Origin of the sequence: Gluconobacter oxydans, from assembly GCF_006539685.1 — a bacterium.
In the GTDB taxonomy this organism is placed as follows: Bacteria; Pseudomonadota; Alphaproteobacteria; order Acetobacterales; family Acetobacteraceae; genus Gluconobacter; species Gluconobacter oxydans.
In genome coordinates this window covers 1-22021 of record NZ_BJNM01000011.1, presented here as the reverse complement: position 1 = coordinate 22021, position 22021 = coordinate 1, and the positions used below count along the sequence as shown (strand labels likewise).

The following is a 22021-nucleotide window of genomic DNA, read 5'->3' as shown; positions in this document are numbered from 1 at the left end:
TGTCTCCCTCGTAAAAGTTTGTGGAGGAAGCCCTCAGGCCCCCGAAGAGAGATCCCGGAACGCTTCAGCCACCAGGGCCGCATGGGTCGCAGACTTCACCTTGCGCCACACATTCCGGATGATGCCCTGCCCGTCCACCAGGAAGGAGCTGCGCTCCATTCCCATATAGGTCCGGCCATACATTGATTTCTCAACCCATGTTCCGTAAGCCTCGGCGACGGCATGGTCCTCATCCGAGGCCAGCGGGAACTGAAGCCCGTATTTGGTGGCGAATTTTTCAATTTTCGCCACCGGATCGGGACTGACGCCAATGATGGTCAGACCAGCGACCTCAAACTTCGGCAGAACGTCCTGAAGGCCACAGGCCTGCGTGGTGCAGCCCGGCGTATCGGCCTTCGGATAGAAATAGAGCAGATAGGGCTTCCCCTTCAGCTCCGCACTGCTGACCGTGCGTCCGCCCGAGGCGGAAAGCGTGAAGTCCGGCGCCCGGTCACCCGGCTGAAGATCCGTTCTGGGGGAAGAAGCTGTCATGACGGGCATGATTGCCTCACCCTTCCGGTCCGATCAAGGCAAAGCGGACACAAAGCGCTCAGTTTGCCGAGATCAGTAACCCCGATACATCCCCAGATAGGCCGGACCCGGCGGCGGTCCGTAAACAAGCGGCGGTCCGTAAACAACCTGCGGCTGCGGGGCGTAAACGACTGCCGGCGGCGCATAGACCACCTGCGGCGGGGGCGGCGGAGGGGCGGCATAAGGCTGCGCCAGAAGCGCGCCCCCTACGGCACCCAGAGCCAGACCGCCAAGGATCCCGCCCACAATGGCGCCGGAATGATCGCGGTAGCCCCCATGCCAGCCGCCACGCGGACCGCCATAACCGGGACCAGGACCGCGACCGCCGCCATGCCAGTGAGCCTGGGCCTGCGGCACCAGAACATTCGGGACGATGGCAGAACCGATCAGCAGGGGAGCGGCCATAAGAACTGCACGTGTGATGCGACGCATGGCATCTTTCTCCTCGAAACACGTGGACCGGAAAGCCCCGGATGAAAGGGGTCTTTTCCGTCCATGAGAAAGATCATGCCCGCTGAAAATGGCAGCAAGAGGCGCCAATCATGGCAGGAGGCGGACAAATTGTAACAGCGCCCTGCCCTGCTCTCACCCCATGGTCTCAGTGTGCCGGATCGACGCGGTGATAGCCCGGCGGCGGGTCGAAAATCTCGACGGGCTGCGGCGCGTGGCTGACGGACACCGCTTCCACGACCGGCTTGCCATCATGAACCGCCCCGAGCATCAGGCCGTCATCCGTGTAACAGAATGTGGTCGGGTGACGGTCGCTGTCCGCGCTTTCCCAGATCGTGCAGGCTTCCCCCGCGATCCTGCCCTGCCCCAGCCTGCGCCATGACCCGGATGCCGGCGTTCCGGGCGCGGAAAACCCCTCGCCCGGCGCGGACATGACAGTCGCGGTGCGGTTCGTGCCATCCAGCACCATCAGCGTATGCGTGCGGTAATCCGTCAGCATCACCGTTGCGGACCCTTCCGGCTCGACCCGCTGCCGCCACAGCGCGGACGTCCAGCGCATGCGCTGGTGCAGACGCTGCCCGGACGGACCGGTCAGGACGTAATCGATATCGGCGTCATGCAGCGGCGTGACCAGCGGGGCCGAACCCGGTTCCGGCGCGGGTGCCGGAACAGACGGCACATCCGCCTTCGCCGGAAAAGCGCATACAGCCGCCATAAGAACACAGGCCGCGCCACCTGCGCCGGGCCAAAACGTCAGCCTCATTTGTGATTTCCATCAGCAGGACCGCTGGGCGGCTGATCGGGAGCAGACACCGAGCCATCCCCCGAAGAATCATTGGAAACGGAAGGCTGCGTCGTATCAGGCTGGGAAGACTGCCCCGGCAAGGGCGCCTCCGGACCAGGCGTTGTCTTCGCCGGGGCCGGACTGTCCTGACTGCCAATCACGGGATTATCGGAATCGGACGTCTCGGGAGACGCCGCTTCGGGCATTGTCGTCTTCGTGTCGCTGCCTGACGTTTCCGGCACGGGAGATGGCGTCGCACTTCCCGCCTGGCTCTGATGGGCGGGGCGGGCCTTCGGCTCCAGAATATGGAATCCCGCTGGCGGTTCGAACGTCGAGGACGGAATATCCTGATAGGACACCGAAAGCGCCTTGATTGATCCTTCCACCCCATCCGCGTCCACGCCATTCTCAGCCAGAATGACGCCGTCTTCCGTCACGCAGGCACTGGCCTTGCCATGGCTGCTCTGGATGTCCCAGCGCTCACAGGCCACGCCCGCCACGGTTTCATGCCCCGCCGGCGTGTACTGCATGTCCAGATCAAGCATGAACGGATTATGCAGCCCGTGGCTGGGATGCAGGCGCGTATAGACCTGCTGCTTCATCATCACGAGCGTCACCTGCTGCCCCGGCCGGTCGAGAATCGTGACGCCATTGCCGTCCTGCGAATCAATCCGCAGCAGATCGCCCGCCCCCGAAAACGCCACCTTGACGGTATTGGGCCCAGCCTTGGGCGGCGCGGATGACGTGGTGAGTTCATAAACAACCGTGACATCGCGCGTCGGCGTCAGGCGGGGATGATCCTCCGCCCGGGCCGGCGTCACCAGACACAGCCCGACGGCCAGCAACCCCAATGGCGCGGCAGACAGGAGGGCGGGGCGCGTGAAAACAGTCATGGCGGATCTCCGGCAGGCGTGCGCCCGGCAGGCACACGCAGGGACGCAATGGATTCCCGCAGGGCCTGAAGGCTGAAATCGTCAGGCCAGACCGCGCGCACGGTCAGCGCCTGATGAAGCAGGGACTGATAATCTGCCGCCGGAATTCCGATACCGCCAAGCCCCGTCAGATGAGGTGTGGTGTATTGCGTATCCAGCAGCGTGAACCGCCCCTTTCGCAACCCTGCGACAAGGTGAACCAGAGCCACCTTAGAAGCATCACGTTCGCGCGAAAACATGCTCTCGCCGAAAAAAGCCCCGCGCAGCGACACGCCATACAGGCCGCCCACCAGCTTTTCGCCTTCCCGGACCTCGATGGAATGGGCGTTTCCCTGCCGGTGCAGCGCACCGTAAAGAACGCGGATGCGGCCGCTGATCCAGGTCGTCTCCCGCCCCGGCGCAGGCTCCGCGCAGGCCCGCATGACCTCATCGAAAGCCCGGTCCGCCGTCACCGTCATTCTGCCGGACATCACCAGCCGCATGAGCTTCTTTGGAACATGCATCCCGGTCAGCGGCATGATCCCGCGCTCTTCGGGCAGGTACCATGAGAGTTCCATACTCCCGGCGTCAGGCGCCATGGGAAAGATCCCCGAGGCATAGGCCCGCAGCAGAAGATCCGGCGTTATGTCGTCCATGAGGGTACAGTCTTTGCTCGTGTCATGATCCGGGGCGGCACGGGAAAACATGGCCGTGCCGACAGCGGGCATGGTAAGGGTGATCCATCGTCAGGGAGACCGCCAGTGCCGCTTGCCTTCGTCTATGCCATCATTCTCGTCATTCTCGGCGCACTGCGTCTGGCAATGCCCGAAGCGCATGGCCTGCTGATGACCCTGGCCAAGGTCAGCGCCGTCTGTCTGGTCATCTCCGCACTCGTGGATTTGTGGATGATGCGCGAAGGCGTCGAACCCCCGTCCATGACCGAAGCGTCCTTCACAGCAGACTGATCAGCACCAGGACCAAGCCGGCCATCGAGATCCCCCAGATCAGACTGCGCACCGGCCCCCAGCCAAACGCGTAGGCTGGCACATAAAGTGTCCGCGCCAGAAAATAGATCCCCGCACCCCAGCCCGTCAGCGGGCTGTAACGGCCCGAGACCCAGCTCAGCAGGACCGCCCCGATAAAGATCGGCAGCGTTTCCGCCAGATTGGCCTGCGCCCGCTTCAGCCGTGCCGCCATCCCCGTGTAATGGGGCGGGTCACCGTCACGGTTGCTGCTCGCCCATTGCAGACCGTCCTGCTGACGGCACGCTGAGGCGGTGAGGAAAAGCTGGACGACTGCCAGCACCAGTGTCCATCCAAGCCAGACAAGACCGATCGGCATGGGCTTTTCCCCGGAAGCTCCTGAAAATCAGGAGAATGTTTCAGATGTGCCCGTTCCCCCTGCGCGCAGGTCGGCAGCCGCTTCCTTAACGGCCAGCCCATGGGTCCGTTCCAGACGGCGGATCGTGAAATGGGCCCGGGCCAGCGCGCGGTAATGCGCGAGGAACGCCGCATTGAGCGACGCCCCACACAGTGCACCTGCCACCGGCACCATCTGCAACGCGAATTTGCGCGACAGACCGATTCCGTAATGCGACGCCACTTCCGCCATCAGCATGACGATAGGCCGGCCACGCAGCAGCGCCCGCGCCGAGAAAAATCCGAGTTCGCTCTCATCTTCGCTCTGCCGTGCGGGGAAGCTGCGCAGCGCAAAGACTTCCAGACAGGCCCGGCGCGTGTCTTCGTTACGCAGGTCCTCGCCTTCCTCGCGGGCAATGCGTGCGATCTCGCGCATGATGGTCAGCGTCGTGAAGCCCACATCCGGCGCCAGACCGAAGATCCCGCCGAAACCACCCAGCGCGCCCGAAACGGCCACGGCGGCCTGCCCCACATTCTCACGCCAGGGTTCACGGACGGCGGGAGCCTCGTTGTCGATCCCCAGTATGGCGACTTTGAACGCCCGCTCGATGGCGATCTCAGCCGCGTTGTGGAATTTTTCTTGCACCGCCGGCGCCAGGCCGAGTCCCTGCATACCGAGTCGCGTAGCCTGCCCGACCGCACCCCCCATCAGGTCTGCAAGACGCACGAGAACCCCGCGGCCCTGTTCCACCTTTTCGAGAACCGACTGAAGCTGGGCAAGGGAATCCCCGTCCAGCGCCATCGAGGCGAATTCGCTGGTTGGAAGCTGCGTGTCATTCACTGCGGTCATGACGATCAAAACTCCTGTTCGTAAGACCCGAAACCGTTTACCGGATAGCAGGTTTCATATCCTAACATGGCGCCATCATGGGGATATCGGCTCTGTGACGCTACCCGGGACGCCCCCGGCGGGGTGAGGAGAATTACAATAATGACCGTATTATCGCGCTGGATCCTGTCTGCTCCGCTGGCAGCCAGCCTCCTCATCCCGGCCGGTTTTTCGGCCCATGCCGCCTCCAGCTCTTCTTCCTCGGGTCACACCCGTCACCGCGCCGCACACGGCACGGCCAATCTTCCGCAGATGGGCCCGACAGCCGGCCAGATCGTCGGCGCTCCCGCCAAGCCCCTGACTCCGGCCCAGCAATCCGCCCTGCCCGATGAAGGCGCTCCCGCCCCGCCGCACGGTTATACGGAAGTGGAAGACTCGGAAGCAGCCCTCGCCAGCTACAGTGATCGCGTCCGCACGCATCTCCCGGTCGGCATGCCCGGCACGAACGCCCAGCAGAAGACCAACGGCACCAACAACCTGCCGTCCCATTTCTCGATCTTCGGCATGCCGGTGAAGTTCAACGCCCCGGTCCAGTCCCCCTATGAGGATGAAGACTCTCCCACGAGCTACGCCGGACACCCGGTCAACGGCCAGACCAACATTCTCGTGAACGGCGACTCCTCCGCCATTCACTGATCCTCCTCAGGGGCGCGTCCAGCCCCCGATCTGCGTCAGGTGGCGGAACTCCGTCTCCGTCACCGGCGCCACGGACAGTCGGGACTGTTTCAGCAGCGCCATCTCCGCCAGGGCAGGATCAGCCTTGATGTCGGCCAGGCTCACGGGGTGGGCAAACGCCCCCATCGCCTTCACATCCACACAGACCCAGCGCGGATCCTCCGCCGTCGGGTCCGGATAGGCTTCCCGCACCACTTCAACCACGCCGACAATGCGTTTTTCGCTGACGGAGTGGTAAAAAAGCGCCAGATCACCGTTTTTCATGGCCGAGAGGTTATTGCGCGCCTGATAGTTGCGCACCCCCGTCCACGGCTCGACGCCATGATCGAGCTGCTGTGCCCACGAGAACGCCTCGGGTTCCGATTTCACCAGCCAGAAAGCCACATTTCACTCCCGCCCCAAGGGCATTTACAGAGGCATTTACCGCTCAATTCCGTGAAACGTGATAACAGTGATCGGAACAATGGGACAACGCGCCTCTTCCGAATATGATTGCTTCGGACTATTTCAAAGGGGAACCAATCGCCGAGTTGCCAATCTCCGAGGTCCGTGTCCCAGTGCGCCCTACCCCCAACCTGCTCCATCGCTATGCCAATCCGGGGCAGTTCCTGCGTCTGGCGCATGCGCTCCTGCCCTGGCTGAGCAGCGGCGCCATCCTGTTCCTGACCGTCGGCGTCATCTGGGGCCTGTTCATCGCCCCGGCTGACTGGCAGCAGGGCGACACCGTGCGCATCATGTATGTGCATGTCCCGATGGCCTGGCTGGCCTCGTCCTGCTACCTTGGACTTGCAGTCTGCGGCGTGCTCTCGCTGGTCTGGCGCCATCCGCTGGCGGATCTTGCCGCCATCGAGATCGGCCCGGTCGGTGCCTGCGCCGCCGCCCTGTGCCTGATTACCGGTTCGCTCTGGGGTGAGCCCATGTGGGGCACGTGGTGGGTCTGGGACGCGCGCCTGACCTCGATGCTGGTGCTGTTCTTCCTGTATCTGGGCCATATCGCCCTGATCCGCGCCTTTGATGAACCCGCCCGTGGCCAACGCGCCGCCGCGATCCTCGCTCTGGCCGGCGTGATCGATCTGCCGATCATCAAGTTCAGCGTCCAGTGGTGGAATACCCTGCATCAGCCCGACAGCATTACCCTGACCGGCGCCCCCACCATGTCCATGATGATGCTCTGGCCGCTGCTGATCACCACGATCGGCTTCACGCTCGGTGTCGCGGCCGTCATCTTCACCCGGCTCAGCGCCGCCATCCATGAAAGCCGCGCGCGCCAGCTTCTGGCCCGTTCGCGCCTCGACCGCAGGGACAGTCAAGCCGCATGATGCACCTCCCGAACCACTGGCCCTATATCGCGGCATCCTATGCCCTGACGCTGGGCTGCTCGCTCGTCCTCGGTGTCGGCGCGGCCCTGCGCCTTCGGAAGTCCAAGGCCCGTCTGGCCGTCGTTGAGGGCCATGCCCGCCGTCGTGAAAGGTCAGCATCATGACCCGCAAGACCCGTCGCCTCTGGATCGTCATTGCCTGTCTGGCCTGTGTCGGCTCCGCCGCCGCCCTGACGCTGCGGGCGTTCTCGTCCAATATCGTCTTCTTCATGGCGCCCTCGCAGGTGAAAGCCAATCCGCCTTCGCCAGACCGCACCATCCGCCTCGGCGGCATGGTCATGGCCGGCAGCCTGCACCGCATCAACGAGAACGGCACCCCCGTGAACGCCTTCGAAGTCACGGACGGACAGGCTGCCGTCGAGGTCCATTACACCGGCATCCTCCCCGACCTGTTCCGCGAAGGACAGAGCGTCGTCGCCCTCGGCACCGTCCAGAAGGACGGCGGCTTCACGGCCAGCGAAGTCCTCGCCAAGCATGACGAGACCTACATGCCCAAGGAAGTCGCGGACGAACTCAAGCGCACCGGCAAATGGGATCCGCGCTTCGGCAAGGCTCCGGACGCGTCGAGCTGGGACACCATGACCGCAAAGAAAGCAGGGGGCTGACCGCCTGATGTTCGGACCTGAACAGGGCCATTTCGCCCTGGCCCTCGCCTGCGTGCTCGCCCTCGTGCAGTTCGCCGTCCCGCTCTGGGGCGCAAACCGCCGCGATGCCCGCCTCGTGGGGCTCGCGCCCTATCTCGCGGTCTCGCAGCTTATCGCGCTGGGCTATTCGTTCCTGTGCCTCGTGATGTGCGCCGTCAGCGACGATTTCTCGGTCCAGAACGTTGCAGCAAACTCTGCCGTCTCCAAGCCGCTCCTGTATAAAATCACGGGCGTCTGGGGAAACCACGAAGGCTCGGTCCTGCTCTGGACGCTGATCCTTGCCGTCTGCGGCGGTGCGGTCTCGCTGTTCGGCCGTAACCTGCCAGACATCCTGCGCGGACGCGTTCTGGCCATTCTCGGCGGTGTCTCCGCCGGGTTCCAGATGTTCTGCCTCCTGACCTCCGATCCGTTCGACCGCGTCTTCCCGGCACCGATGGACGGTCAGGGCATGAACCCGCTCCTGCAGGATCCGGGTCTCGCCTTCCACCCCCCCATTCTCTACACCGGCTATGTCGGTTTCGCCGTCCCCTTCGCCTTCGCCGTCGCGGCTCTGATCGAAGGCCGCGTCGATGCCGCATGGGGCCGCTGGGTCCGTCCCTGGGCCGTGGCGGCCTGGTGCTTCCTGACCTGCGGCATCGCGCTGGGCTCCTGGTGGTCCTATTATGTGCTGGGCTGGGGCGGGTACTGGTTCTGGGATCCGGTGGAAAACGCCTCCCTCATTCCCTGGCTGACGGGCACGGCCCTCGTGCATTCCGCCATCGTCGTGGAAAAGCGCGAAGGCCTGAAAATCTGGACGGTCCTGCTGGCTATCGCGACCTTCTCGTTCTCACTGTCCGGCACCTTCCTCGTCCGCTCGGGCATCCTGAACTCGGTCCACGCCTTCGCCAACGATCCCGCACGCGGCGTGTTCATCCTGGCCCTGCTCGCCATCGTCATCGGCGGTTCGCTTGCCCTATTTGCTTGGCGCGCCCCGTCCCTCACCTCGACCGGCCTGTTTTCGCCGATCTCCCGTGAAGGCTCGTTGGTCCTGAACAACATCCTGCTGTGCTCGATCTGCGCCGTGGTCGTGACGGGCACGATGTATCCGCCCTTCATGCAGCTTCTGGCCGGCCGTACCATTTCCGTCGGCAAGCCGTTCTTTGACGCCGCCACGATCCCGCTGACCCTGCCGCTCCTGCTGGCCATGGGTGTTGGCACCGCCCTGCCGTGGAAACGCGCACAGCTCGCCCGGACCTTCTCGCATCTCTATGCCGCCGCCGGCATCGCCGCGATCGGGCTGGTCCTGTGCTTCTGGAAGCTCTCCGGTGTCCTGCCCATCGCCTGCGGCGCGCTGGCCATCTGGGTCATCGCGGCTTCCGCTTCCGACGTCCTGCGCCGGATCGGCATTGGCCACACCTCCGCACAGGGCGTGTGGGAGCGCATGAAGCACCTGCCGCGTTCAAGCTGGGGCGCGGCTCTCGCCCATATCGGCGCAGGCATCACCGTGCTTGGTCTGTGTGGCATGTCGCAGGCGCAGCACGCCATCGTCGAAGTCCATATTGGCGAGACCCGCTCGCTGGCCGGCGACGACTGGACCCTGCTCGACGTGCACGACTATATCGGCCCGAACTACAAGGCCATGCAGGCTGACATCGCCATCCGCCACAACGGCAAGCTGGTCACCATCCTGCACCCCGAAAAGCGCGACTTCACGACGCAGAGCCAGACCACGACCGAAGTCGCCATCCACACCAATTTCATCACCGATCTGTACGGCGTGGTCGGTGACCGGCACGGCACGGGCAAGGACACGACCTATGTCCTGCGCCTGCACCGCAATCCGCTCGCACCCTGGATGTGGCTGGGCGGACTGGTCATGGCCATCGGCGGCGCGTTCTCGCTGTCTGACCGCCGGATGCGAATTGGCGCCCCCAAGCGCGCCGCCGCCCGCAACATGGCGCGTGCCTGAGGAGAGAGGGACATGAACGCAACACGACGCGGCATCCTCACGGCCGTCCCCATCATCGGCGCAGGCGTCCTCGGCGTCGGCTTCTGGCGGATGCTGAGCGACATGCGCAGCGGTGCCTTCGACCCGCGCGCCATCAAGAACCCCAATGTCGGCAAGCCCATCCCGAGCTTCGCCATGCCCGGCCTCCCCGGTCTTGGCGACGGCTTCACCGATGCGGAACTCAGGGCCCAGCACCGCCCGGTTCTGGTCAATTTCTTCGCGTCATGGTGCATCCCCTGCGTCGCGGAAATGCCCGGCCTGCGCGCCATTTCGCGCAACATGCCGATCTGGGGCATCGCCTATGAGGACAAGCCCGAGAACGCTGCCGGCTTCGTCCAGCGTGACGGCTCGCCTTATGCCCGCGTTGCGTCGGACCGTCATGGCCGGGTCGCCATCGACTGGGGCGTGACCGGCGTGCCCGAGAGCTTTCTGGTGGCCCCCGGCGGCCGGATCATCTGGCATGGCAGTGCCGCCCTCGATCCCCAGATCTATGAGGCGGAAATCCGTCCGAGGCTGGCCGGACTATGAAGGCCTCCAGACGCTTCCCGGCCCTGCTGCTCGCGGCTGGCCTGATCGGCGGTGGCGTGGCCCTCGCCGTGGATGACCCTGCCGAGATGCTGCCGAACCCGGCGCAGGAAAAGCGGGCCGAAGCCATCGGCGCGCATCTGCGCTGTCTCGTCTGTCAGAACGAGAGCATCGAAGACAGCAGCGCCCCCCTCGCCCGCGATCTGCGCAAGGTTGTGCGCGAGCAGGTCTCGGCCGGAAAATCCGATCAGCAGATCATGGACTGGATGACCGAACGCTACGGCGAATTCATCCGTCTGGCCCCACAGTTTTCATGGTCCACCGCCCTGCTCTGGCTGATGCCGGCGCTCGCGCTGGTGGCCGGACTTGTCATTGCATGGCGTGCGACCAAACGCCGCACCGTCGTCACGCCTGCGCCGCTCACGGATGACGAGCGCGCGCGTCTGGATGCCCTTTCGGGCCGGGAGTAGACTTTTTGTTCTGGTTGGGAATCCTGATAATCGCGGCGGTGGCCCTGTGTCCCGCATTTCTGGGGCTGCGCACCCTGCGCCGGCGCGTCAACGCGCGTGACTCCGCTCTCGCCCTCTATCGCGGACAGCTTGGCGATCTGGAGCGTGACCACGCCCTCGCCCTCATCAATGACGAGGAATATCAGGCCGCCCGTCTGGAAGTTCAGCGCCGCCTGCTGGCCACCGATGGCGAAGCTGCCGTCGAGGATCTGAACGCCGAACCTGCAAAACGCAGCCGCGCCCTGCCGGTCGCGGCCGTCGGGATCGGCATTCCGGTGCTGGCCTTCGCGCTCTATATCGTCAACGGTCATCCTTCCCTGCCGCCCCAGCCCCTGAGTGGACGGCAGACACGCCCGGACGCGAAGGGCCTGCAGATGATCCACAAGCTCCAGACCCAGGTCTCCACCATCCCCCCCGGTTCACCGACCTATGCGACCGGGCATTTCCTTCTGGGGCAGATCGAAGCAAGATCCGGCATGACGGATGAGGCGATCCGGGACTGGAAAGCCGCGCTTGACGCGCATTTCGAGCCCGAGCTCGCCATCCGCCTCGCCGAACTTGAAAGTCGCAACGGCAGCCATATCTCTGGTGAGAGCCTTGACCTCTATCGCCGCGCCCTGGCAGCGGCACCGGCCGATGCGCCCTGGCGTATGGCCGTGGAAGCACGTATCGCGGTCGGCGAACATCAGGAGAATAACGGTCAGTGAGAAAACCCGAAGCCAACGCCATCGCGCTGTGCCCCGTCTGCCGCCAGCCCATGCGCCCGACCTCGGAAAAATGCCCCAGCTGCGGGGCTGAGCGCCATTACGGTCCGCGCGTCGTCGAATCCGCCGTCTGCGCCTTCGCCGGAATGGTCCTGCTCGCGGCGCTCTCGACCCTGCTGCTGCCGATCTCGCTGTGGACGATCATGTTCGCTGCCATCGGGCTGGTGGCCGGTTTTCTCTTCTCCCACAACCGTTTCAGCGGCGATCGCTGGCTGAAATAATATCCCGTCAGGCCCGGACAGGGGCCTGATCCGGCCTTCCAGACAGAAACAGACGATCAGGTTTGTGAACCCGAAAGGGAAAACGATCGTTTCCCTTTCATCCGTCACTGTCTGGAAGTCTGTGAAGCCGTGCGCTTTCCGCTGGAGATCGTCCTGTGCCTGTCCCTAACCGCGGCCGTACTGTTGCCCACGTCCCGGGCCCATGCTGTCCCCGGAGATGAACAGGCCTATTCAGGCTCCCTGTTCTCGCCGCCCACGCCGCTGCCAAAAGCCGGCGCATTTTATGTCGAGCCCTATCTCTATGTTGGCTCACCCATCGGGCAGTTTGGCTCACAGGGAGACTATCACCCCCTGCCCGGCGTCCAGCGCTCCGTCAGTTCACTCATCATCCTGAAATACGGCATCACGAACCGCATCTCGGTCTACATCACGCCACAGGTGCAGTATTCTTGGCAGCGGTCCGCCACGCCCTCAGGTCTGAAATTCACGGATCTGTCATTTGTCCTGCAAGGCGTGGCGCTGGATCGTCAGAGCAGGCTCTGGCCCGGAAGCTGGCAGCATTCCACCCTGACCGTCGATCTCGGCATGAACTTTCCAACGGGAAGCTATGACCGGCTGTCGCGGCCGCAGGATGGCAGCGGCTCGGGCGTCTATTCCTTCCGCTACGGCCTGACCGACCAGACAGGATTCAAATTCGGCCACATGCGTCCCTTCCGCGTCCGCCTCTGGGCCACCGGAATCCAGCCCGTCACATCGGCGTCCCTGAACGGACAGAGCGTTTACGGAACCAGCACAGGATTTTCCGGCCGCGCCCATGCCGAGGCGTTCGGCAATTTCGGCGGATCCGTCGAATTTTCCCTGACCCGCCACCTCGTCTTCGCCCTAGACATGATCCGGGACTGGTCCAGCGGCTCCCATGTGCAGGGACGCCAGATCCTCCAGACCGCGCCAGCCGCCCAGAACCTGTCATTCAATACACCCGCGGAAGACGAAGGGTTGGCTGCGCCGGCCATTGAATACAACTGGAACGCCAGCACCTCCATTCTCGGCGGCGTCGGACTGACCCTTTCAGGCCGCGATACAACCCGTCAGGTCATCGGGACGCTGGCCTTCGAACATACATTCTGAGCCCCCGCATAAAGTCCGTCTCCCGCTCGGGAAATATTCCTGATAATGGGCGATCATGACACATCCTTCCGGGCGTTTTCTGCCATTCTTCGTCGCCGTGGCCATTCTGTCCTGGGCGAGCGCCTATCCCGTCGTCCGGATTGCGCTGCATGACCTTGCCCCCGTGCCTCTGGCCGCGTTGCGCTATGCCGTGGCGGCCGTCATGGCGGCCCTGTGGCTGCTGTGGAAGCGTCCCCGCCGTCCGGAACTGACGGATATTCCGCAGATCCTGGCCTGCGGGATCATCGGGATTACGGTCTACAACATCCTGTTCAACTGCGGCGAAATGACCGTCTCCTCCGGTGCGGCCAGCCTTCTCATCAGCGCAGCCCCCCTGATGGCGGGCCTTCTGGCCATGGTGTTCCTCGGCGAACGCATGTCCCGCTGGGGCTGGGCCGGATCGATCCTGAGTTTCAGCGGCGTCGCCCTGATCGCAAAAGGGCAGAGCGGTGGCCTTTCCTTCGGCTCGGGCGCGACACTGGTCTTCGGTGCGGCCGTCTGCGCAGCGTTCTACACGATCCTTCAGAAGGGCCTGATCCGACGTTACGGCGCACTCCCTACCATTGCCTATGTCCTGATTTCCGGCGCGATTTTCCTGACCCCATGGCTGCCTCAGGGCCTCACGAGCTTCTCCCATGCCTCATGGCAGGGACAGGCCGCAGTGCTGGAACTCGGCATTTTCCCGGCGGCATTCGGCTATGCAGCCTGGGGTTTCGTCATCGGCCATCTCGGCGCGTCCCGGGGCGCCGCGCTGCTTTACCTTCTGCCCCCTGTTACGATGGTCCTGGCCTATCTTCTCACTAACGAGGTCCCCTCCCTGCGCACCCTGATCGGCGGCGCGGTCGTAATGGCCGGCGTGATCCTGACCAACACCTATGGTCGTCACCCCGTTGCCCAGACCGTAGAATCCTGAGCCCCCGGCGGCCTGTGGCGGCATCCTGATTTTCTATGGCTGTCTTCCTTTGTCCTGCGGCGATTGTGCGATAATTTCCCGCCTGGAATGAGCCGGATCACCCGCAGGAAAGCCGAAAACAGACAATGAGCCGTACCGAAACCGATGGCATGGGCCCGATCGAAGTCGCTGATGATGTGCTGTGGGGCGCGCAGACCCAGCGCTCCCTGAAATATTTCAGCATCGGCCGCGAACTGATGCCGCGTGAAATGATCGAAGCCTATGCGATCATGAAGCGTGCCTGTGCCACGGCCAATGCCGCAAGTGGCCGTCTGTCGCAGGACCGTGCGGATCTGATCCATACCGTCTGCGATGAGATCACGAAGGGCGAGCATGACCGGATGTTCCCGCTTCATGTCTGGATGACAGGCTCGGGCACGCAGTTCAACATGAACGTCAATGAAGTTATCGCCAACCGCGGCTGCCAGATCACTGGCAATCCGCTCGGCAGCAAGACACCGCTGCATCCGAACGATCACGTCAACATGTCGCAGTCCACCAACTGCAACTTCCCGACCGCCATGCACATTGCGGCCGTTCTCGGCACGCATCGCCGCCTCATCCCCGCCCTGACCCGCCTGCGTGACGCCATGGCCGCCAAGGCCGAGGAATGGCGCGATCTGGTCAAGGTCGGCCGCACGCATCTTCAAGATGCCGTTCCCATCACGCTGGGTCAGGAATGGCACGGTTATGCCGGGATGCTGACGGACAATATCGCCCGTCTGGAGCAGGCCCGGGACGGCCTCTTCCCCCTCGCCCTTGGTGGTACGGCACTCGGCACCGGCGTCAGCACGGATGAAGGCTTCGACCGCCGCGCCTGCGCTGAAATCGCCCGCCTGACCGGCCTCGGCTTTACAGCAGGCGAGAACAAGTTCGCGCTACAGGGCGCCCATGACGCACTGGTGCATCTGTCCGGCGCACTGCGGACGACGGCGGGCAGCCTGTTCAAGATCGCCAACGACATCCGCCTGCTCGCCTGCGGCCCGCGCGCCGGTCTGGGCGAACTGCACCTGCCGGAGAACGAGCCCGGCTCCTCCATCATGCCGGGCAAGATCAACCCGACCCAGGCCGAGGCGCTCGCCATGCTTGCCCTTCAGGTCATGAGCAATGACGTTGCGGTTGGCCTTGGCGGTGCAGCGGGCATGCTGGACATGAATGTCTACAAGCCGCTCATGATCCACAACATCATGCAGGGTATCACCCTTCTGCATGACGGGTCGGAAAACTTCCGCCGCTTCCTTGTCGAAGGCACGAAGGCCAATACCGACAAGCTGAAGCAGGATCTGGAACGCTCGCTCGTCCTCGTCACGGCCCTGTCCCCCGCCATCGGCTATGACCGCGCCTCGAAAGTCGCGCATCACGCCATGGAAAAGGGGCTGAGCCCGCGTGAAGCCGCGCTGGAACTCGGCTTCATGACATCAGAAGAGTATGACCGCTTCGCCGACCCGCGCCTGATGCTGCGCTCCAACATCACGCCGCCCAAAGCCTGACCGGTTCCGGGCCCCTCACCCTGCCGTATGACGAAAACTTCATGCGGCAGCGGTAGCCGTTCCGCCTCAGGACTGATACGGCGGAATATTCCTGTTTCTTTTATCGGAGATGCCCGTCAGATGATGACCCGCCGCGCAGCCCTGCTGGCTTTAACGCTCCTGTCCCCCGTCTGTACGGCCGCGGCGGCCGAGGCTCCCAAAACCGACGCCATCAAGGCCACCGACGCCTTCACCGGCGAGGCAGCCCTGCTCCCGGCGGATTCCGTCACCCAGCATCATCTGAACGGCATCGCCTATACCGCCCATGCCGGCACGCTCATCCTGCGCGACCATGACGGCAAACCGACTGCCCGCATGTTCTACGTGTCCTACACCAAGGACGGCGTCCCGGCCGGCACCCGCCCGGTCTCGTATTTCTTCAATGGCGGCCCGGGGGCGGCCACGGCCTATCTGAACCTCGGCGCGGCCGGCCCCAAAGCCCTGACCATGCCCGCCAAGGACCCGACGGACGGCACGCACGCCACGATGGGTGACAACCCCGACAGCTGGCTCCCCGTCACGGACATGGTCTTCATCGACGCCGTGGGCACGGGCTATTCCCGTCCCGCCGACACGGCCAAGGCCGGGGACCAGTTCTACGGCGTCAAGCAGGACGCCAGCGCCTTCGCCAAGGCCATCGGCCTGTGGACGTCGGCAAATGGTCGTGAAGCCTCCCCGCATTATCTCGTGGGCGAAAGCTATGGCGGTATCCGCTCCATCCAGGTCGCAAATGCGCTGCAGATGGAACAGGGCATCCTGCTCAACGGCATCGTCATGATCTCCCCGGCCATCGAAATGCCCCTGCTCGACACGGACGAGAACCCGCTTTCCGCCGCCCTCATGATGCCGAGCCTGATCACATCGCATCAGAGCCCGAACGTGACGGAAAAGACCGCTGAAGACGCCTATCAGTGGTCCCTGAACACCTATCTGCCGAAAATCGCCGGCAAGCTCCCCTCGGGAAGCGAAGGTCAGGCGCTTTACGCCGAAATCGCCCAGAGGACCGGCCTGCCGCAGGACGTGATCGCCCGCCAGCACGGTATCCCGGCCATCGGCTCGCATGACATCATGTCCCGTGATGGTCGCCTGTATGGACTGTACGACTTCACCCAGTCCATCGCCGACCCTGCGGCCGATGGTCTGGACGAAAGCCCCGATCCGACGCTGTTTGGCTTCGGCCGTGCCTATGGCAACGCTTTCTCCGGCTACGCGGCCAATGAACTCGGCTTCAAGACCCCGCTGACCTACGACCTGCTCTCCCTTAAGGTGAACGGAAGCTGGAAGTGGAGTTCGGGCGGTCCCTCGCCAATCCATCAGATCCCGGTCCTGAACCGCCTGCTGGCGCTCGATCCCGGCCTGCGCGTCTTTGTGGCCAATGGCTATTACGACGTGGCCTGCCCGTTCGGAACGGCACACTGGATGAAGGATCATCTGACGGTGGGCGCGGATCGTGTTTCGCTGCACCTCTATCAGGGCGGCCACATGCTCTACACGCGTCCGGCCAGCCGTCATGCCCTCTCGGCAGACGTCGCCTCCTGGATCCAGGCCGACGGTCGCCAGCCCTGAAACAGCCATCGCTGAAACAGCCATCGCTGAAACAGGATGTCATAAATTGACAGTCCTGATGGAGGAACAGATAATGGACGGAATGATTTCTGGACCTTCCATGTCCGCTGTCTTTCAGGGACTTCGGGCGGTCTCTTCCTCTTTCAGGTGGATCTCCATTTGACAGTCCAGCGCTCCCTCGCCCCCGAACCGGGCTGTTCGCTGGAACATGCCGTCATGACCTCGTGTGATCGCGAGCCGATCCATCGACCGGACGCCATCCAGCCCTATGGACTCCTGCTCGTCGTCGACAGCACGAGCCTGAAAATCATCGGTGGCGCAGGCGACATCGAAGGGCGTCTCGCTCCCGACTGGCTCGGACGCCCCCTCGCGGATATCCTGAAAATCCCGGAAAGCCGCCTTCACGATGAAAAGCGGCCTTCCCTGTCCGATCTGCGTGTTGCAGGGCTGAAAGACGAAACCTTCAGCATCCTGCGCCACGCCCAAGGCACGCATCTCCTCATCGAGCTTGAACCGGTCGAAGCGCACAACCTGCTGACCTGGGACATTTTCGGCGAAATCGACAGCACGGCAGACCGTTTCGAGCGCTGCCCGGATACAACCTCCGTCTGCCGCCAGGGCGCTGCGATTTTCCGTCGGCTTACGGGTTTCGACCGCGTTCTGGTCTATCGCTTCATGGAGGACGGAACCGGCCGCGTCGTCGGCGAAAGCCGCAACGACGCCTTCCCCTCCCTGATGAACCACCATTTTCCGGCCAGCGACATCCCCACGCAGGCCCGGGCGCTGTATCTGCGCAACCGCATCCGCGTCATCCCTGACATCACCTACGAGGCCGCCCCCATACGCCCCCCGGAAGCCGGGCTTGCAGGGCTTGATCTCAGCGATGTCCAGCTCCGGAGCGTCTCGCCGATCCATCTCCAGTACATGGCCAATATGGGCACGCGGGCCTCGGCCTCCGTCTCACTGGTCGTGGATGGTGTGCTGTGGGGGCTGATCGCCTGCCACAATGCCACGCCGCGCTGCCTGTCAGAAGACATCCGCGCCGCCTGCCGGACGCTGGCAGGTGTCATGTCGCGGCAGTTGCGGAACAAGGAAGAGCTGGTCACCTATCAGGAGCGTCTGCGCCTGCGCAATGCGATGGAATTCGTCACGTCCCATTTCGACGTGCGTCATCCCATCGAAAGCAATCTGCGCAGCTTCATGGGCGAACTGCAGTCCCTGTTCCCGTGCAACGGCTTTGCCGTCATCAGTGACCAGACCATTACCGGGACCGGCGTCCTGCCCGATGCGGAGAACCTGCACCGGCTGCATGACTGGCTGAGACTGGGCACGAACGGCGGCATTTTCGTCAGCACCATGCTGGGCAAAGACTATCCGCCCGCAGCAGAGTGGCCCGAACGCTCGGCCGGTCTTCTGGCCATCACACTCCCGTTCCGGACGCCGACCTGCCTGATCTGGAGCCGCGTCGAGATCATCCAGACCATCGAATGGGCCGGAAATCCGCACAAGGACACGACAGAAGGCAGTGATGTCCTGCGTCCCCGCGCGTCCTTCAGGACCTGGGAACAGACGATCCGCGGTCACAGCACACGCTGGACCAGCGAACAGAAACAGGCCGCCCGCCGCCTGCGCCGCGTCCTGATCGCGGACTACCAGACCCAGCAGCTCCGGGAACTCAACGCGACCCTTGCCGCCACGCTGGAAGAGCGCGAAAGCCTGCTCCGCCAGAAGGATTTCCTGATCCGGGAAGTCAATCACCGCGTGCAGAATTCCCTTCAGATGGTCGCCTCCTTCCTCAAGCTCCAGGCTCGCAGCGCCTCGAACGAGGAAACCACGACCGCCCTGACCGAAGCGCAGCACCGCATCGCCGCCATCGGCCTCGTGCACCGCCGCCTGTACCGCGACGAGCATTTCGGGATCGTGGACCTCGGCCGCTATCTTGAAGAACTGATGGAAGAGCTGTGCTCGTCACTGGGCGGAGACTGGCAGGAGCAGCTGCACCTCTCCCTCTTCCCGATCATGATTTCGGCCGATCGTGCCATCAATATCGGCCTGGTCCTGACCGAACTGGTCATCAACGCCAGCAAATACGCCTATGACGGCAAGGCCGGCCCGCTGCATGTCGGTCTGGCCCAGACCAGCGACCGTCTGGTGCTGACAGTCTCGGATCAGGGCGAATGTACGCCCCAGCTCAAGGGAACGGGCTTCGGCACACGCATGATGAATGCCGTCGTCAACAGCCTTTCGGGTACACTGACCTACACCACGCTCACTCCGGGCCTGGAAGCTGTCATGACCCTGCCGCTGGACTCCATCCTGCCTTCGGAAGCGGATGCCAGCACCGAGGCCGCCCTGTCCCAGCCCCCCTACCCATATCCCTGAGCCTTCCCCGCATTCAGGCATGAAAAAAGGCGCCCGACCTTTAGTCCGGCGCCTTTTTTGTGCTCTCCAAGAAAATCCGGTCTTACGCGACCAGATTGCCTTCCTTGTCCACCAGTTCGATCGGGTAATCCCCGGTGAAGCAGGCATCGCAGTAACGGCGCGCGCCCTCGGCCCGGTTAGCATGACCCAGCGCCCGGTAAAGCCCGTCGAAGCTGACAAAGGCCAGACTGTCCGCACCGATCGCCTGTGCCATTTCCTCAAGCGTATGCGTCGCCGCCATCAGCTTGCTCTCTTCAGGCGTGTCGATCCCGTAGAAACACGCATGCTTCGTCGGCGGAGACGTGATGCGCATGTGCACTTCCGTCGCACCGGCCGCACGCACCATGTCCACGATCTTGCGCGACGTCGTGCCCCGGACGATCGAATCATCCACCAGGATGACGCGCTTGCCCGCCAGAACCGGACGGTTGGCGGAGTGCTTCATCTTCACGCCGAGATTACGGATCTGGTCCGTCGGCTCGATGAAGGTCCGGCCCACATAATGGTTACGGATAATGCCAAGCTCGAACGGAATGCCACTCTCCGCCGCATAGCCGATCGCAGACGGCACACCGGAATCCGGCACCGGCACCACGACATCCGCCTCAACCGCGCTCTCCCGTGCCAGTTCGCAGCCGATCTGACGCCGCGCCTCATAGACCGGCTGGCCTTCGAGCACGGAATCAGGCCGCGCGAAGTAAATGTATTCAAAAACGCAGAACCGGCCGCCCTGATCGCCGAAAGGCCGCAGGGAGCGCAGTCCGTCATTATTGATGACGACGATCTCGCCGGGTTCGATATCCCGGACATAGTCCGCACCAATGATATCCAGAGCACAGGTCTCGCTCGCGAGCACCCAGCCGCCATTGCCCTGCTCATAGCCCGGCATCCGGCCAAGGACGAGCGGACGCACACCGAGCGGATCGCGCATGCCGATCAGGCCGTCATCCGGCGTCAGCGTAATGAGCGAGTACGCACCCTTCACCTGCTTGACGGCATCGATGAAGCGATCGAGCACGGTCGTATAGAGCGATATGGCGATCAGGTGGATGAAGACTTCCGTATCCGTCGAGGAATGGAAGATGCATCCGCGCTTGACCAGCGCCTGCTTGAGGGTCGCGGAATTGGTCAGGTTGCCGTTATGCGCCACGGCCAGACCGCCGAATTCATAATCGGCATAAAGTGGCTGCACATTGCGGACATGCGTCCCGCCCGTCGTGGCATAGCGGTTGTGACCGATGGCCACCGTGCCGGGCAGCGTCGCCATGACGCGGCTGTCACCGAACACATCGCCGACCAGTCCCAGACCTTTGTGCTGGTGGAACCGTTCGCCATCGAAACTGACGATGCCGGCGGCTTCCTGGCCGCGATGCTGCAGGGCGTGCAGCCCCAGAGCCGTCAGGGCGGACGCATCAGGCACACCCCAGACGCCAAAAACCCCACACTCTTCGTAGGGGCGGTTGAGACTGTCGGACTGGGTCATGCGGCGCGGCCTTTCCGGACTGGTTTCACAAGGACGCCTCATGGCCGCTTGTGAACGGAGACGCAAGATGCGGTTGCAGGAAATGAGGCAGATAACCTGTCAGATGGGTGGCTCCAGCGGCAATGTAAGGGCCGATGAGGCTTCCCTGCATCACATAGGTCATCCAGGACCCGAAAAAAGACCCCGCCAGAAGATAAAGCACGATCAGGGCCACATAACCCCGCGCCACACCGAATACGGCCCCCAGAATACGGTCCACGCCGCCAGACAGGACGCCCCGCGCCGCCGAACCGATCCGCGCGCCCAGCATGGTGAAGACCAGCAGCACGACAACAAAAAGAATCGCCGTACTCGCACTCCCGGCCAGTGCCGCCTGATGCAGATAGGGTTCCAGATAAGGCTCGAGCATCCCGTGGAACCGGTAGGTCAGGACAATTGCCCCCACCCAGGCCAGAAGCCCGGCCAGTTCGGTCGCAAAACCCCGCGTCAGCCCCCATAACGCCGACAGCGCCATGATGATCAGGGCAACGATGTCGAGACGGGTCAGATCGTCAGGGTTGATATGGGACAGGTCTGGCAGGGGCGGCATGTCACGGCAGCTTCGTCGAGCGGAAACGGCCCCCCTTGTAGGGACGGATCCCACTCGCACGCAACTCGTCCGCCAGACGGATCCGCTCGTCGATCTCCGACCAGACCAGGCTCGCATCGACATCACGCGCTTTCCAGATTCTTTCCAGAAGCACAATGAAAGCCGCGCTGTCCCGGACCAGGGCAGACCGGTCATTGATCATGACATCCAGTACACAGGAAGCTCCCGCAATTCCCATTCTTTGAGAAAGCTTTGTTACTTTCCGATTCTTACGGAAGGGAACCGATTTTTCCTGTGACACCATCACGACATGATGGTCGGAAGCCTGCTGACAGGCAACCCGTTCCGCCGTTTTTTCCTGACACGATCCTGCTCTGTTTTCTCTGAAAAACAAAGATCCAAGTCCAGCGTCACCTCCTGAAGTACGGCGGGGGCACTTCGCGCAAGTAACTGAAAAATAATGTTTTAACGATTTGTCACTGACGTTTTCATTTTTAAAACCTGAATGATTTTGCGCTTAAATTATCTAATAATTAACTCTCCGCATGAGACAACGCGTCACAGTCAGGCCCTGGAACCCACCCCTCTTCTTTGGAACGGCTCCCGGCCTCCTCAGGACTCTAGGTGTTTGGTCCCGGGGTTTGATGGG

At 63.2% G+C, this 22021-nt stretch carries 26 protein-coding genes; 15 read left to right on the top strand and 11 right to left on the bottom strand.

The genetic code is table 11. From position 1 onward, the window contains the following. Window positions 1-33 precede the first annotated feature (33 nt). The 5 genes from bcp to aat form a co-directional block, all read right to left on the bottom strand. On the bottom strand, window positions 34-540 hold the full coding sequence (gene bcp, locus GOX01_RS06450; protein ID WP_011253184.1) for a thioredoxin-dependent thiol peroxidase: 507 nt from the start codon (window positions 538-540) through the stop codon (window positions 34-36). Between the two features lie 63 nt (window positions 541-603). Continuing rightward, the gene (locus tag GOX01_RS06445; RefSeq protein ID WP_011253183.1) at window positions 604-1002 is read right to left on the bottom strand and encodes a hypothetical protein; all 399 of its coding nucleotides are present in this window, start codon (window positions 1000-1002) and stop codon (window positions 604-606) included. Between the two features lie 166 nt (window positions 1003-1168). Beyond that, entirely contained in the window at window positions 1169-1783 is a 615-nt protein-coding gene (locus GOX01_RS06440; protein WP_011253182.1) for a hypothetical protein, read from the bottom strand. Next, window positions 1780-2697, bottom strand: a complete 918-nt coding sequence (locus GOX01_RS06435; protein WP_011253181.1) for a hypothetical protein — start codon at window positions 2695-2697, stop codon at window positions 1780-1782. Before GOX01_RS06435 ends, GOX01_RS06440 begins: the two co-directional genes overlap by 4 nt. Further along, on the bottom strand, window positions 2694-3371 hold the full coding sequence (gene aat, locus GOX01_RS06430) for a leucyl/phenylalanyl-tRNA--protein transferase (protein ID WP_024716936.1): 678 nt from the start codon (window positions 3369-3371) through the stop codon (window positions 2694-2696). The genes GOX01_RS06435 and aat overlap by 4 nt, the downstream gene beginning before the upstream one ends. 105 nt (window positions 3372-3476) lie before the next feature. On the opposite strand from aat, the gene GOX01_RS06425 reads away from it, so the two are divergent. Further along, window positions 3477-3680: a hypothetical protein gene (locus GOX01_RS06425; RefSeq protein WP_034954040.1), complete on the top strand. Its 204-nt coding sequence runs from the start codon at window positions 3477-3479 to the stop codon at window positions 3678-3680. Here GOX01_RS06425 and GOX01_RS06420 read toward each other — a convergent pair. Both GOX01_RS06420 and GOX01_RS06415 read right to left on the bottom strand, forming a co-directional pair. Beyond that, on the bottom strand, window positions 3667-4056 hold the full coding sequence (locus GOX01_RS06420; RefSeq protein ID WP_011253179.1) for an MAPEG family protein: 390 nt from the start codon (window positions 4054-4056) through the stop codon (window positions 3667-3669). The two genes, GOX01_RS06425 and GOX01_RS06420, sit on opposite strands and share 14 nt — an antisense overlap. 27 nt (window positions 4057-4083) lie before the next feature. Then, window positions 4084-4923, bottom strand: a complete 840-nt coding sequence (locus tag GOX01_RS06415) for an EcsC family protein (protein WP_011253178.1) — start codon at window positions 4921-4923, stop codon at window positions 4084-4086. Window positions 4924-5064: 141 nt separating this feature from the next. Here GOX01_RS06415 and GOX01_RS06410 point away from each other — a divergent pair, with 141 nt between their 5' ends. Continuing rightward, entirely contained in the window at window positions 5065-5598 is a 534-nt protein-coding gene (locus GOX01_RS06410; RefSeq protein ID WP_011253177.1) for a hypothetical protein, read from the top strand. 6 nt (window positions 5599-5604) lie between these two features. Here the strand turns inward: GOX01_RS06410 and GOX01_RS06405 are convergent, their stop codons facing one another. Then, on the bottom strand, window positions 5605-6021 hold the full coding sequence (locus GOX01_RS06405) for an EVE domain-containing protein (RefSeq protein WP_011253176.1): 417 nt from the start codon (window positions 6019-6021) through the stop codon (window positions 5605-5607). Between the two features lie 173 nt (window positions 6022-6194). On the opposite strand from GOX01_RS06405, the gene GOX01_RS06400 reads away from it, so the two are divergent. The 13 genes from GOX01_RS06400 (at window position 6195) to GOX01_RS06345 (ending at window position 19261) form a co-directional block, all read left to right on the top strand. Further along, window positions 6195-6956 carry a heme ABC transporter permease gene (locus tag GOX01_RS06400; protein ID WP_011253175.1) on the top strand — a complete coding sequence of 254 codons (762 nt, stop codon included), beginning with the start codon at window positions 6195-6197 and terminating at the stop codon, window positions 6954-6956. Continuing rightward, a complete protein-coding gene (locus GOX01_RS12860) occupies window positions 6953-7120 on the top strand; it encodes a hypothetical protein (RefSeq protein ID WP_165919959.1) in 168 nt (55 codons plus the stop codon). The genes GOX01_RS06400 and GOX01_RS12860 overlap by 4 nt, the downstream gene beginning before the upstream one ends. Beyond that, window positions 7117-7620 carry a cytochrome c maturation protein CcmE gene (gene ccmE / locus GOX01_RS06395; RefSeq protein ID WP_011253174.1) on the top strand — a complete coding sequence of 168 codons (504 nt, stop codon included), beginning with the start codon at window positions 7117-7119 and terminating at the stop codon, window positions 7618-7620. The genes GOX01_RS12860 and ccmE overlap by 4 nt, the downstream gene beginning before the upstream one ends. Before the next feature lie 7 nt (window positions 7621-7627). Beyond that, entirely contained in the window at window positions 7628-9607 is a 1980-nt protein-coding gene (locus GOX01_RS06390) for a heme lyase CcmF/NrfE family subunit (protein ID WP_011253173.1), read from the top strand. A 12-nt stretch (window positions 9608-9619) separates the two neighbouring features. Beyond that, the gene (locus tag GOX01_RS06385; protein WP_011253172.1) at window positions 9620-10174 is read left to right on the top strand and encodes a DsbE family thiol:disulfide interchange protein; all 555 of its coding nucleotides are present in this window, start codon (window positions 9620-9622) and stop codon (window positions 10172-10174) included. Next, a complete protein-coding gene (locus GOX01_RS06380) occupies window positions 10171-10641 on the top strand; it encodes a cytochrome c-type biogenesis protein (protein WP_011253171.1) in 471 nt (156 codons plus the stop codon). Before GOX01_RS06385 ends, GOX01_RS06380 begins: the two co-directional genes overlap by 4 nt. A 5-nt stretch (window positions 10642-10646) precedes the next feature. Beyond that, window positions 10647-11387, top strand: coding sequence for a c-type cytochrome biogenesis protein CcmI (ccmI, locus tag GOX01_RS06375; RefSeq protein WP_011253170.1), 741 nt, complete (start codon window positions 10647-10649; stop codon window positions 11385-11387). After that, on the top strand, window positions 11384-11665 hold the full coding sequence (locus tag GOX01_RS06370; RefSeq protein WP_011253169.1) for a hypothetical protein: 282 nt from the start codon (window positions 11384-11386) through the stop codon (window positions 11663-11665). Before ccmI ends, GOX01_RS06370 begins: the two co-directional genes overlap by 4 nt. A 129-nt stretch (window positions 11666-11794) precedes the next feature. Next, window positions 11795-12793, top strand: a complete 999-nt coding sequence (locus tag GOX01_RS06365; protein ID WP_024716934.1) for a hypothetical protein — start codon at window positions 11795-11797, stop codon at window positions 12791-12793. A gap of 55 nt (window positions 12794-12848) precedes the next feature. Then, a complete protein-coding gene (locus GOX01_RS06360) occupies window positions 12849-13745 on the top strand; it encodes a DMT family transporter (RefSeq protein ID WP_011253167.1) in 897 nt (298 codons plus the stop codon). 125 nt (window positions 13746-13870) lie between these two features. After that, window positions 13871-15274 (top strand): class II fumarate hydratase, encoded by a 1404-nt coding sequence (locus tag GOX01_RS06355; RefSeq protein WP_011253166.1) that lies wholly within the window; start codon window positions 13871-13873, stop codon window positions 15272-15274. Between the two features lie 120 nt (window positions 15275-15394). After that, on the top strand, window positions 15395-16879 hold the full coding sequence (locus tag GOX01_RS06350; RefSeq protein ID WP_011253165.1) for a S10 family peptidase: 1485 nt from the start codon (window positions 15395-15397) through the stop codon (window positions 16877-16879). Between the two features lie 159 nt (window positions 16880-17038). Beyond that, complete coding sequence (locus GOX01_RS06345) at window positions 17039-19261, top strand: histidine kinase dimerization/phosphoacceptor domain -containing protein (RefSeq protein WP_228119233.1); 2223 nt, start codon at window positions 17039-17041, stop codon at window positions 19259-19261. 82 nt (window positions 19262-19343) lie between these two features. Here GOX01_RS06345 and purF read toward each other — a convergent pair whose 3' ends face one another. The 3 genes from purF to GOX01_RS06330 are packed head-to-tail and all read right to left on the bottom strand — an operon-like array spanning window position 19344 to window position 21574. Then, on the bottom strand, window positions 19344-20783 hold the full coding sequence (purF, locus tag GOX01_RS06340) for an amidophosphoribosyltransferase (RefSeq protein ID WP_034954035.1): 1440 nt from the start codon (window positions 20781-20783) through the stop codon (window positions 19344-19346). A gap of 25 nt (window positions 20784-20808) precedes the next feature. Then, on the bottom strand, window positions 20809-21372 hold the full coding sequence (locus GOX01_RS06335) for a CvpA family protein (RefSeq protein ID WP_024716953.1): 564 nt from the start codon (window positions 21370-21372) through the stop codon (window positions 20809-20811). 1 nt (window position 21373) lies between these two features. Beyond that, the gene (locus tag GOX01_RS06330) at window positions 21374-21574 is read right to left on the bottom strand and encodes a hypothetical protein (protein WP_226986557.1); all 201 of its coding nucleotides are present in this window, start codon (window positions 21572-21574) and stop codon (window positions 21374-21376) included. Window positions 21575-22021: the final 447 nt, after the last annotated feature.